Annotated in this window: 11 protein-coding genes and 4 tRNA genes; 1 reads left to right on the top strand and 14 read right to left on the bottom strand. The window is 44.1% G+C overall.

The annotated features are described in order from the left end of the window. Positions 1-16: 16 nt before the first annotated feature. From rpoB to JCM16456_RS01260, 12 genes are all read right to left on the bottom strand, one after another. A complete protein-coding gene (gene rpoB / locus JCM16456_RS01315; RefSeq protein WP_068711705.1) occupies positions 17-4,045 on the bottom strand; it encodes a DNA-directed RNA polymerase subunit beta in 4,029 nt (1,342 codons plus the stop codon). A 245-nt stretch (positions 4,046-4,290) separates the two neighbouring features. After that, positions 4,291-4,659, bottom strand: a complete 369-nt coding sequence (gene rplL, locus JCM16456_RS01310; RefSeq protein ID WP_068711703.1) for a 50S ribosomal protein L7/L12 — start codon at positions 4,657-4,659, stop codon at positions 4,291-4,293. Between the two features lie 60 nt (positions 4,660-4,719). Beyond that, the gene (gene rplJ / locus JCM16456_RS01305; protein ID WP_068711701.1) at positions 4,720-5,214 is read right to left on the bottom strand and encodes a 50S ribosomal protein L10; all 495 of its coding nucleotides are present in this window, start codon (positions 5,212-5,214) and stop codon (positions 4,720-4,722) included. A 260-nt stretch (positions 5,215-5,474) separates the two neighbouring features. Beyond that, the gene (rplA, locus tag JCM16456_RS01300; protein ID WP_068711699.1) at positions 5,475-6,176 is read right to left on the bottom strand and encodes a 50S ribosomal protein L1; all 702 of its coding nucleotides are present in this window, start codon (positions 6,174-6,176) and stop codon (positions 5,475-5,477) included. Between the two features lie 4 nt (positions 6,177-6,180). Next, entirely contained in the window at positions 6,181-6,609 is a 429-nt protein-coding gene (rplK, locus tag JCM16456_RS01295; protein ID WP_068711697.1) for a 50S ribosomal protein L11, read from the bottom strand. Positions 6,610-6,738: 129 nt separating this feature from the next. Next, entirely contained in the window at positions 6,739-7,287 is a 549-nt protein-coding gene (gene nusG, locus JCM16456_RS01290; protein ID WP_068711695.1) for a transcription termination/antitermination protein NusG, read from the bottom strand. Positions 7,288-7,306: 19 nt separating this feature from the next. Next, positions 7,307-7,690, bottom strand: a complete 384-nt coding sequence (gene secE / locus JCM16456_RS01285) for a preprotein translocase subunit SecE (RefSeq protein WP_068711693.1) — start codon at positions 7,688-7,690, stop codon at positions 7,307-7,309. A gap of 234 nt (positions 7,691-7,924) precedes the next feature. Beyond that, entirely contained in the window at positions 7,925-9,109 is a 1,185-nt protein-coding gene (gene tuf, locus JCM16456_RS01280) for an elongation factor Tu (RefSeq protein WP_068711691.1), read from the bottom strand. A 104-nt stretch (positions 9,110-9,213) separates the two neighbouring features. After that, positions 9,214-9,289: transfer RNA gene (locus JCM16456_RS01275), tRNA-Thr, on the bottom strand. A gap of 13 nt (positions 9,290-9,302) precedes the next feature. Continuing rightward, positions 9,303-9,377: transfer RNA gene (locus tag JCM16456_RS01270), tRNA-Gly, on the bottom strand. Positions 9,378-9,412: 35 nt separating this feature from the next. After that, positions 9,413-9,497: transfer RNA gene (locus JCM16456_RS01265), tRNA-Tyr, on the bottom strand. 35 nt (positions 9,498-9,532) lie between these two features. Beyond that, positions 9,533-9,608: transfer RNA gene (locus tag JCM16456_RS01260), tRNA-Thr, on the bottom strand. Between the two features lie 206 nt (positions 9,609-9,814). On the opposite strand from JCM16456_RS01260, the gene coaA reads away from it, so the two are divergent. Beyond that, positions 9,815-10,738, top strand: coding sequence for a type I pantothenate kinase (gene coaA / locus JCM16456_RS01255; RefSeq protein ID WP_068715830.1), 924 nt, complete (start codon positions 9,815-9,817; stop codon positions 10,736-10,738). Positions 10,739-10,812: 74 nt separating this feature from the next. On the opposite strand, the gene birA is transcribed toward coaA, so the two are convergent. Beyond that, a complete protein-coding gene (gene birA / locus JCM16456_RS01250; protein WP_068711689.1) occupies positions 10,813-11,775 on the bottom strand; it encodes a bifunctional biotin--[acetyl-CoA-carboxylase] ligase/biotin operon repressor BirA in 963 nt (320 codons plus the stop codon). Then, the gene (gene murB / locus JCM16456_RS01245) at positions 11,772-12,818 is read right to left on the bottom strand and encodes a UDP-N-acetylmuramate dehydrogenase (protein WP_068711687.1); all 1,047 of its coding nucleotides are present in this window, start codon (positions 12,816-12,818) and stop codon (positions 11,772-11,774) included. The genes birA and murB overlap by 4 nt, the downstream gene beginning before the upstream one ends. Between the last annotated feature and the right edge of the window lies 1 nt (position 12,819).

The raw sequence follows: 12,819 nt of genomic DNA, 5'->3' as shown, positions 1-12,819 counted from the left end.
GGGGCTGCTATAGGGTTTACTCTTCGTCTTCTAGCTCGATGTTGATACCTAGTGAGCGAATCTCTTTCAACAATACGTTGAACGATTCAGGCATACCAGGTTCCATAGAGTGATTACCGTCCACAATGTTTTTATACATCTTAGTACGGCCGTTCACGTCATCGGACTTAACAGTCAACATTTCTTGTAGCGTGTAAGCGGCACCGTATGCTTCAAGTGCCCAAACTTCCATCTCACCGAAACGCTGGCCACCGAACTGAGCTTTACCACCTAGTGGTTGCTGAGTTACTAGGCTGTAAGAACCAGTTGAACGAGCGTGCATCTTGTCATCAACAAGGTGGTTCAGTTTAAGCATGTACATGTAACCAACAGTTACAGGACGCTCAAATGCATCACCAGTACGACCATCAAACAGAGTCAACTGACCAGATTCTGGAAGGTCTGCAAGTTTAAGCAGCGCTTTGATGTTCTTCTCAGATGCACCATCGAACACTGGCGTTGCAATCGGTAGACCACCACGCAAGTTTTCAATCAAGGTACGAACTTCATCATCAGATAGGCTAGCAATGTCTACTTGCTGGCGTGTATTACCCAGATCATAAACTTTTTGCAGGAACTCACGATGTTTAGCTAGTTCTTGTTGCTCTTTGACCATCGTATTGATCTTGTCACCGATGCCTTTTGCTGCTGCACCTAAGTGAACTTCAAGGATCTGACCGATGTTCATACGAGACGGTACACCCAGTGGGTTAAGAACGATGTCTACAGGACGACCAGTTTCATCGTAAGGCATATCTTCGATTGGGTTAATCTTAGAAATTACACCTTTGTTACCGTGACGACCCGCCATCTTATCACCAGGCTGGATACGACGTTTAACTGCTAGATAAACTTTAACGATCTTCAATACGCCAGGAGCAAGATCATCACCTTGAGTGATCTTACGACGCTTAGCTTCGAATTTTTTATCGAATTCAGCTTTCAGCTCGTCGAACTGCTCTGCCAACTGCTCTAGTTGGTTTTGTAGTTCATCATCTTCAAGAGTCTGTTCTAACCATTTCTTACGATCTAGACCGTCTAGTTTCGCTTCGCTATAACCGCCAGCAATCAACAGAGAACGAACACGAGCAAGCAAACCGCCTTCCAAGATTTGGAATTCTTCGGTTAAGTCTTTCTTCGCTTCTTTCAACTGCATCTGTTCGATTTCAAGCGCACGTTTGTCTTTCTCTACGCCATCGCGAGTGAAGACTTGTACGTCGATAACCGTACCAGTAACTGAACCAGGAACACGTAGAGAAGTATCTTTAACGTCAGATGCTTTTTCACCGAAGATAGCACGTAGCAGTTTTTCTTCAGGAGTTAGCTGAGTTTCACCTTTAGGTGTTACTTTACCAACTAGGATGTCGCCACCCTTAACTTCTGCACCAATGTAAACGATACCTGACTCATCTAGCTTAGATAGAGCAGCTTCACCTACGTTTGGAATGTCAGCAGTGATCTCTTCAGCACCTAGCTTAGTATCACGAGCCACACAAGAAAGTTCTTGGATGTGGATAGTGGTAAAGCGGTCGTCTTGAACAACTTTCTCAGAAACTAAGATCGAGTCTTCGAAGTTGTAACCGTTCCAAGGCATGAACGCGATACGCATGTTTTGGCCAAGCGCAAGTTCACCAAGGTCGGTAGAAGGACCGTCAGCTAGAACGTCACCACGAGACACAGGTTCACCTGGCATCACACATGGACGCTGGTTGATACAAGTGTTCTGGTTAGAACGAGTGTATTTAGTTAAGTTGTAGATATCGATACCCGCTTCGCCAGGAATCAATTCTTCTTCGTTAACTTTTACTACGATGCGTGAAGCGTCAACTGACTGAATCATACCACCACGTTTCGCAACTGCAGTTACACCTGAGTCAACCGCTACGTTACGTTCGATACCAGTACCTACTAGAGGTTTATCTGATTTCAGTGTTGGAACAGCCTGACGTTGCATGTTCGCACCCATCAATGCGCGGTTCGCGTCATCGTGTTCTAGGAATGGGATAAGCGATGCTGCAATCGATACAACTTGGTTAGTTGCAACGTCCATATAGTTAACGTGTTCACGAGGGTGAAGACCAGATTCACCTTTTTGACGAGCAGTGATTAGCTCATCAGCAAAAGTGCTTTCTTCAGTCAGTTTCGCGTTCGCCTGAGCGATAACGAATTGACCTTCTTCAATCGCAGACAAGTAATCTACTTCATCAGTAACAACACCATCAACCACGCGACGGTACGGAGTTTCTAGGAAACCGTATTCGTTACAACGCGCAAACGCTGATAGAGAGTTGATCAAACCGATGTTTGGACCTTCAGGAGTTTCGATAGGACATAGACGACCGTAGTGAGTTACCTGTACGTCACGTACTTCGAAGCCCGCACGTTCACGAGTCAAACCACCAGGACCTAATGCAGAAATACGACGTTTATGCGTCACTTCTGACAATGGGTTGTTTTGGTCCATGAACTGTGAAAGCTGTGAAGAGCCAAAGAATTCTTTAACTGCAGCAGAAATTGGTTTCGCATTGATCAGATCTTGTGGCATCACGTTGTCGAGATCGCCTAGGCTTAGACGTTCTTTAACAGCGCGTTCTACACGTACAAGACCAACACGGAATTGGTTTTCTGCCATCTCACCCACGCTACGGATACGGCGGTTACCTAGGTGGTCGATATCGTCCACTTCGCCTTTACCGTTACGGATAGAGATCAGTTTTTTCATCACTTCGATGATGTCTAGTTCATCGAGTGTGCCTTGTTCACCAGCGTCTTCGCGACCGATCGAGCTGTTGAACTTCATACGGCCTACAGTAGATAGGTCGTAACGTTCTTCAGAGAAGAATAGGCTTTCAAACAGCGCTTCTGCTGCTTCTTTTGTTGGCGGCTCGCCAGGGCGCATCATTCGGTAGATTTCTACCAATGCAGAAATACGGTCAGACGAACTGTCGACACGTAGTGTGTCAGACATGAATGGACCGTGATCTAGATCGTTCGTAAATAGAACTTCTAGTTTCTTGTAACCTGCTTGAGATAGGTTAGCTAGCGCTTCAAGACTGATTTCTTGGTTAGCAGCTACGATAACTTCACCAGTCGCTTCGTCGATATAATCTTTAGACGATACTTTGCCCACGATGTATTCCACAGGAACATCGATGAACTTCACGCCGTCTTTTTCAAGTTGACGAATGTGACGTGCTGTAACACGGCGACCTTTTTCTACGTAGACTTTACCATCAGCTTCGATATCAAACGTAGCAGTTTCGCCACGTAGACGCTCTGGTTCTAACTCCATGTAAAGAGTCTGATCTTTCACTTCGAAGTGAATTTTTTCGAAGAAAATATCAAGAATCTCTTCTGTCGTTTTGCCTAGAGCACGCAGAATGATTGAAGCAGGTAGTTTACGACGACGGTCAATACGTACGTACAAGTTGTCTTTCGGATCGAATTCGAAATCCAACCATGAACCACGGTAAGGAATAATACGTGCGTTATAAAGAACTTTACCTGATGAGTGAGTCTTACCCTTATCGCTGTCGAAGAACACGCCGGGGCTTCGGTGCAGCTGGGATACGATAACCCTCTCGGTACCATTGATTACGAAGGTACCATTTTCAGTCATGAGTGGAATTTCACCCATGTAGACTTCTTGTTCTTTAATATCCTTGACAGTACCTGCTGGCGCGTCTTTATCAAAAATCACCAGACGCAATTTCACGCGAAGTGGTTTTGAATAAGTTACGCCACGGATTTGACATTCTTTAACGTCAAATACTGGCTCACCAAGACGGTAGCTAACGTATTGCAGCTCTGAATTGCCGTTGTAGCTCTGGATTGGAAATACAGAACGAAAAGCGGCTTCAAGACCGTATTGTCCCTCAGGATCCTGTTCGATGAACTTTTCGAACGAATCGAGCTGGATCGATAGCAGGTATGGAATGTCCAACACTTGTGGACGAGTACCAAAGTCCTTACGGATGCGCTTTTTCTCGGTATAAGAGTAAACCATGGGGTTCCTCAGCTCGCTGATAAGTGACCCAAACTGTCCGCCTTGGTTATTTCAATAACGAAGGGTTAGGACAGTGACTAATAGCTGTTTACTGTAGTGACGACTTACTACGAAAGAATAGGTCGTGATTTGCACGGGAATCGACGTCTAAACAGCGGGAAAACTCGCCGACACCCTACAGCGCAAAAAGGCCGGTGGTTATTAAACCACCAGCCATTAGCCATTACGGCTATGAAATTAAGTAATTACTTAACTTCAACAGACGCACCAGCTTCTTCTAGTTCTTTCTTAAGAGCTTCAGCTTCTTCTTTAGAAACTGCTTCTTTAAGAGGTGCTGGAGCACCGTCTACAAGACCTTTAGCTTCTTTAAGACCTAGACCAGTCGCACCACGTACTGCTTTGATAACAGCAACTTTGTTTGCGCCAGCAGCAGTTAGGATTACGTCGAATTCAGTTTGCTCAGCAGCAGCATCGCCTGCAGCAGCGCCGCCAGCAACAACAGCAGCAGCAGCAGAAACACCGAATTTCTCTTCCATTGCTTCGATTAGTTCAACAACTTGCATTACAGACATTTCTGCAACAGCGTCTAGGATTTGCTCGTTAGTAATAGACATAACAATTCTCTTTTAAGTCAACAATAAGTTTATTTTGCAACCAATAAAAAGCAAGCTTTATTATGCAGCAGCTTCTTGTTTCTGGTCGCGAACAGCAGCAATAGTACGTACCAATTTGCCAGCAGAAGCTTCTTTCATGCACATCATTAGGCGTGCGATTGCTTCGTCGTAAGTTGGTAGTGTAGCTAGTACTTCTACATCAGCTAAAGCGCCTTCAAATGCAGCAGCTTTGATCTCAAATTCTTTGTTCTCTTTAGCGAAGTCTTTGAAAAGACGCGCTGCAGCACCTGGGTGCTCGTTAGAGAAACCGATCAAAGTTGGACCTACGAATACGTCTTGTAGACATTCGTAAGACGTGCCTTCTACTGCGCGACGAGCTAGAGTGTTGCGAACAACTTTTAGGTAAACGCCAGCTTCACGAGCTTGTTTACGTAGAGTTGTCATTGCAGCAACTTGAACGCCACGAGAGTCAGCAACAACTGCAGAAAGTGCACCATTGGCTGCTTCGTTGACTTCAGCAACAATTGCTTTTTTGTCTTGAAGATTTAATGCCATGTTGGATTAACTCCTGGTTGTCGTTACACCACTCACTATTATCACAACAGTGAGAGCTATTGAGGTGCATTCCCAGAAGAAAGATATAAATAGAGCTTTCGTCAGTTCGGGCACCATCTACGTAGGAACGATTAAGTTATCTATCGATAACGCCTACGGTCTTGGACGGAGACTGGCTATTAATTCGAAAATTAAAATCAGCCCCAACCACAAATATTAGGCGCAGAATTATACACTAATTTCACGCCTAAGCAAATGCATTAAATTACAGCAGATAGAGTGTTCTGATCTACTGAAACACCAGCACCCATAGTGGTAGAGATGCTTACTTTCTTAACGTAAACACCTTTTGCTGCTGATGGTTTTGCTTTTTTAAGAGCAACTAGAAGAGCTTCTAGGTTCTCTTTGATTTGTGCAGAGTCGAAAGACACTTTACCAATCGTAGTATGAACGATACCGTTCTTGTCGTTACGGTAACGAACCTGACCAGCTTTAGCATTTTTAACTGCTTCAGCAACGTTAGGAGTTACAGTACCAACTTTAGGGTTTGGCATAAGACCACGAGGACCAAGGATAGTACCAAGCTGACCTACAACGCGCATTGCATCTGGAGATGCGATAACTACGTCGAAGTTCATTTCGCCTTTCTTAACTTGCTCAGCTAGATCTTCCATACCCACTAGGTCAGCGCCAGCTTCTTTAGCAGCTTCAGCGTTTGCACCTTGAGTGAATACAGCAACACGTACGTCACGACCAGTACCGTGTGGTAGCACAGTTGCGCCACGAACGTTTTGGTCAGATTTACGTGCATCGATGCCTAGGTTAACAGCAACGTCAACAGACTCAACGAATTTAGCAGTTGCAAGTTCTTTAAGAAGAGCTACAGCTTCGTTGATGTCGTACTCTTTAGTTACATCCACTTTTTCGCGGATAGTACGCATGCGTTTAGTTAGTTTAGCCATTGTATTAACCCTCTACCACTAGGCCCATTGAACGAGCAGTACCCGCAATAGAACGCTTCATAGCTTCAACGTCTGCACCAGTCATATCAGCAGCTTTAGTTTCTGCGATTTCTTGGATTTGAGCTTCAGTTACTGTACCCACTTTGTTAGTGTTAGGGCGACCTGAACCAGACTTGATACCTGCTGCTTTCTTAAGAAGAACTGCTGCTGGTGGAGTCTTAGTTTCGAATGTAAACGAACGGTCACTGTATACAGTGATAACAACTGGGATTGGTAGACCTTTCTCAACAGATTCTGTTTTTGCGTTGAACGCTTTACAGAATTCCATGATGTTCACACCACGTTGACCTAGTGCTGGACCAACTGGTGGACTTGGGTTTGCCATACCAGCTGCAACTTGCAGCTTGATATAAGCTTCAACTTTCTTAGCCATGATATTTCCTAAAATTTGGGTTCAAACGCTAATCCTTTGATCAGCTCCCCGTTTTACAATAGAGACCTGTAAAAAGGCGCGAAATTATAATCAGATTTCGCGCCCTAAACAAGCCTAAAAGATGTTTTTTTAATCAAGTTTTTCCACTTGACCAAATTCAAGCTCTACAGGTGTTGCACGACCAAAGATCGATACAGACACTTTCAAACGGCTCTTCTCGTAATCCACTTCTTCAACTGTACCGTTAAAGTCTGCAAATGGACCATCGTTAACACGAACCACTTCACCCGCTTCAAACATAGTTTTAGGACGAGGTGCTTCACTTGCTTTTTCAAGACGGTTCAAAATCGCATCAGCTTCTTTATCAGTAATTGGTGCTGGACGATCAGAAGTACCACCGATGAAACCCATTACGCGTGGAACGCTACGAACCAAGTGCCATGATTCGTCATTCATAACCATTTGCACAAGGACGTAACCTGGGAAGAATTTGCGTTCGCTCTTACGGCGTTGACCAGCACGCATTTCAACCACTTCTTCAGTAGGAACAAGTACTTCACCGAAGTGCTCTTCCATGCCGTGGATTTTGATATGCTCGCGTAGAGACTGAGCTACACGACCTTCAAATCCTGAGAAGGCTTGAACTACGTACCAGCGTTTTTTTGGTGCTTCACTCATGTATCTTACCCTCTCTCAATTAAATACGAGTCACAAAATCGACTAGTTTTACCATAATGCCGTCAATACCCCATAGCACAAGGGCCATAACGATGCTAACAGCAAGAACAATTAGTGTAGTTTGCATTGTTTCTTGGCGTGTTGGCCAAACAACTTTGCGAATTTCCATACGAGATTCGCGAGCAAAAATCACGGCAGCTTTACCTTTGGTAGTAACAGCAGCAACGCCAAGGGCAGCAGCGATCAATACGATCACGCCAGCAGCACGAATCACAACGGACATATCTTTGTATAGGTAATTACCCACAACAGCGACAGCTAGCAGAGCAAAAGTGACAACCCACTTGAATATCTCTGCAGCACTTGAGCTATTATCAGGAGTTTCAGCAGTTTTTGCTTTCATAAACCAACCTGTCACAAGTCTTACTTTAGACGACAACAACCCCGCTGTTGCAGGGCAAATCCATTTTCAACATTTTGAATGCTGAATCATAACACTTCAGACTAAGAAATGCTCTTAGCCCTACAAATATACTGCTTTCGATTGATTAACAATTCGACAAACCATTCGATAGCAGTTAAAAAGGGCATCAAATGATGCCCTTTTTACTAGTGTTTCGTCAAACGATTATTGCAATTAAGCAACGATCTTAGCTACAACACCAGCACCTACTGTACGGCCGCCTTCACGGATCGCGAAACGTAGACCATCATCCATCGCGATTGGCGCGATTAGAGTTACTGTCATACGGATGTTGTCGCCTGGCATTACCATTTCTACGCCTTCTGGTAGCTGGATGTCACCAGTTACGTCAGTTGTACGGAAGTAGAACTGTGGACGGTAGCCTTTGAAGAATGGTGTGTGACGACCACCTTCATCTTTAGACAGTACGTATACTTCTGATTCAAAAGTAGTGTGTGGAGTGATTGAACCTGGTGCCGCTAGTACTTGACCACGTTCAACTTCGTCACGTTTAGTACCACGTAGTAGTGCACCAACGTTCTCACCCGCACGACCTTCGTCTAGAAGTTTACGGAACATCTCAACACCTGTACAAGTAGTTGAAGTTGTGTCGTGAATACCCACGATTTGTACTTCATCACCTACTTTTAGGATACCGCGCTCGATACGGCCAGTTACTACTGTACCACGACCTTGGATTGAGAATACGTCTTCGATAGGCATTAGGAATGGCTGATCTACTGCACGCTCTGGCTCTGGGATGTATTCGTCTAGAGCTTTCGCTAGTTCAACGATTTTCTCTTCCCATTGTGCTTCACCGTTTAGTGCGCCAAGTGCTGAGCCTTGGATTACTGGTAGGTCGTCGCCTGGGAAATCGTATTCAGTTAGAAGTTCACGAACTTCCATTTCTACTAGTTCTAGTAGCTCTTCATCATCAACCATGTCACATTTGTTCATGAATACGATGATGTAAGGGATACCAACCTGACGGCCTAGTAGGATGTGCTCACGAGTTTGTGGCATTGGACCATCTGTTGCAGCAACAACTAGGATACCACCGTCCATCTGTGCAGCACCTGTGATCATGTTTTTAACATAGTCAGCGTGTCCTGGACAGTCTACGTGTGCGTAGTGACGAGTTGGAGTGTCGTATTCTACGTGAGAAGTCGCGATTGTGATACCACGTTCACGTTCTTCTGGAGCGTTATCGATTGACGCGAAGTCACGAGCTGCACCGCCGTATACTTTAGAAAGTACAGTACAGATAGCTGCAGTTAGAGTTGTTTTACCGTGGTCAACGTGGCCGATAGTACCAACGTTTACGTGCGGTTTCGTACGTTCAAATTTTTCTTTAGACATGAGTTGTCCCTCTAGGTACGGATTTAGGTGGCTCAAAAAGTATGACCACGCAACCAATAATTATCGGTAGAAGTATATATGAAAAGGAAAACTTTGCTTAGAGCTGGTGCTGATAGGCAGAATCGAACTGCCGACCTCATCCTTACCAAGGATGCGCTCTACCGACTGAGCTATATCAGCACACTAAAATGAGTGGAGCGGGCAGCGGGAATCGAACCCGCATCATCAGCTTGGAAGGCTGAGGTAATAGCCATTATACGATGCCCGCAACACGTAACTCTTTGTGCTATTTCCTATTCAATATGGTGGAGGGGGACGGATTCGAACCATCGAAGGCGGAGCCGGCAGATTTACAGTCTGCTCCCTTTGGCCACTCGGGAACCCCTCCAAAAATACATAGCCATTTTCACTACTTGGAGAAAATGGTGCCGACTACCGGAATCGAACTGGTGACCTACTGATTACAAGTCAGTTGCTCTACCTACTGAGCTAAGTCGGCATAAGTGGGGCGCATTCTATTGAATGATTTAGGAGCTTGCAACCCCTATTTTCAAAAAAAATGCTCAAATTAAATCAACTCGCGTTAGATGACTAGTTTTTACCCTATTTTTTATTCAATTATGAAATATGCCGTGATTGTCGTTTGCATTATTTGCTACGTATTGTATGTTCCATTCTCGCATGGGTGAGATTGTCGAGAATACTATGAGTCCGTACTTGTCTTTTGATCGTGAACAGTGGGCAAATCTGCGTAACACTGTTCCAATGACGCTATCAGAAAGTGATCTGAAAGAGCTGCAAGGTATTAATGAAAAATTGACGATGGAAGAGGCTGTAGAGATTTACCTACCGCTCGCTCGTTTATTGAACCTCTATGTTGCAGCAAGACAGAATCGCAATACGGTCCTCGAACAGTTTCTAGGTAACAAAGAGAAGGCCCCCCCATTTATTATCGGAATTGCTGGTAGTGTGGCGGTAGGAAAGAGTACAACAGCCCGTTTGTTACGAGCGTTATTATCTCGCTGGGGTAATCACCCAAAAGTAGAATTGATAACAACCGATGGTTTTCTATATCCGAATAAAGTTCTACAAGACAAAAACATCATGCACAAGAAAGGATTTCCAGAATCCTATGACATTCGCAAACTCGTGCAATTTGTCTCTGATGTAAAAGCTGGCGAGCGTCATGTTGTTGCTCCTGTATATTCTCACGTCACTTACGATATTACAGACGAAGAGAAAGTCGTAGACTGTCCTGACGTGCTCATTATAGAAGGATTGAATGTCCTGCAAAGTGGCATGGATTATCCTCATGCTCCACATACAGTATTCATATCAGATTTTCTTGATTTCTCTATTTATGTGGATGCAGACTCGAGACTAATCGAAAAATGGTATGTAGATCGCTTTATGAAATTCCGCTTCAGCGCGTTTGCTAAACCAGGTTCGTATTTTAGTCACTATACGCAACTCTCAGAAGACGCAGCAGTAGAAAAAGCTCAGACGATTTGGCATACCATCAATGGTAAGAATTTACAGCAGAACATTTTGCCGACTAAGTATCGAGCTCAACTTATCCTACAAAAGGGCGAAAATCATACTGTTGAAGAAATTTTACTTCGAAAGTAATCGCTGATTTAGACGGTATCGATACAGAAAAAGAGACTGCAAAGTCTCTTTTTATTTGGATAAACAATACAATCTTAGCCATTGCTGCGCAGTGAAATCTCTCCCCCAATAAAGCTCTTTACACCGTCATTGGTTTCCAGTAATACACCGCCATGAGCATCAATACCACGTTCGATACCGTTAATTTCGTTATTACCCATGATCAAGCGAACTGGACGGTCTATAAAATTATCTAACCGATTCCACCTAGCAACAAAATCTTGCATTCCATACATCTCGTAATCTTTAAGCGCTTGATCTAGCGTTTTGATGAAGGCAACCACCAATTGGTTACGATCAAACTGATCATTACCGATCACTTCAACTAAACTCGTCCATGGCTGATCTATCGCCCCTTTTTTATCTTGCATCGCGAGATTCATGCCCATACCAATCACTAGATTCGCAGCACCTCCGGCTTGCCCTGACATCTCAACCAAAATGCCAGCTAGCTTCTTATCATCGTGGTACAGATCATTTGGCCATTTGAGCTTCACACCCTCAATACCTAGAGCTTCAATCGCCTCAACAACGGCAACCCCCACCACTAAACTTAGGCCCATAGCAGCAGCCATGCCGGCTTCTAAGCGCCAAAAAATTGAAAAATATAGGTTCGTCCCAAATGGGGACATCCACTGACGCCCTCGCCTACCTCGACCTTGAGATTGATATTCCGCTACGCACACGGTTCCAGAAGTGATAGTGTCTGTTCTCTCAAGCAAATATTGGTTTGTTGAATCGATAATAGGGTGTAACTCAACCGGGTTATTTACTTGGCTTTGTATCCGTTCATGGTTAAGCATGATGAAAGGTTGTGCCAATTGATATCCTTTACCCTGTACCCTAAAAATATCAACGCCCCACTCTTGTATTCCTTGAATATGTTTACTGATTGCGGCTCGAGTGATTCCAAGTTGTTTACCTAATGATTCCCCAGAGTGAAACGCACCATCGGACAAGGTGTTTAACAAATTTAATTTCACACTATGATCTTTCACTCTGACGTCTCCATTAATTGTGCTAAGTGGGTCTCTGATTCAGCAGCCATAAAGCGAACCTCATGCTCTAATTTAATCTGATATTTTTGATAAACCTCGTCATACACTTTGGCTGCTAAATCAATAACATCTTGAGCAGTTGCATCGCCATTTTGGTTAACAATAACCAACGCTTGATTGGGATGTACACAGGCACCGCCTATGGATACACCTTTTAGGCCAGCCTTATCAATTAACCACCCTGCAGCGACCTTCATGTCAGCCCCTGCTGGGTATCCCACTATATCGGGATATTGTGTTAATAGCCGCTGGTAGTGTTCTAGATTAATAATAGGGTTCTTAAAAAAGCTCCCAGCATTGCCTTGCTTTATTGGGTCAGGAAGCTTTTCTTGGCGAATTTTGCACACCGTATCGAATATTGCTTTTGCAGAGCAATTATCCCCCAATGTTTTTAGAGGACCGTATTGCAAATTGGGCTGCCAATTTTTATTTAATTTCAAACCGATAGCGACAACAACCGCTTTATTAAATAGACGATGCTTGAACACAGAATCACGATATCCAAACTTACACTCCGCTAGCGGTAGTCGCTTCACTTCAAGGCTCTCTAAACAAAGATAATCTACGTACTGACAAACATCTTTAAATTCGACGCCATAAGCTCCGATATTTTGCACCGGTGCAGAACCAGCACACCCAGGAATAAGCGCAAGATTTTCTAAACCTGCGATACCATGACTAACGCTCCATTGCACTAATGAAGGCCAGTCCTCTCCAGAACCAATATGCAAATAAAAAGCGTCTGCGTCCTCAGTAGATTTAATCCCCTTAATACGATTAACGACAACTAGTCCTTGGTAAGGCTCAGTAAAAAGCATGTTGCTTCCTTTACCGATAACAAGCTTAGTGAAGTTTGCCCATTCGGGATTGCGATAAATACATTTGAGGTCATCTACCGATTCTGCGATTGCCAATCGTTCACAGGACTGATCGATACCAAACGTGTGATAAGGTTTTAATGATATATCGAGATGAAATTGCATG

Source organism: Vibrio tritonius, from assembly GCF_001547935.1.
Classification (GTDB): domain Bacteria; phylum Pseudomonadota; class Gammaproteobacteria; order Enterobacterales; family Vibrionaceae; genus Vibrio; species Vibrio tritonius.
Note: the sequence above shows the minus strand (reverse complement) of the source record. Positions and strands in the feature narration are given on the sequence as shown.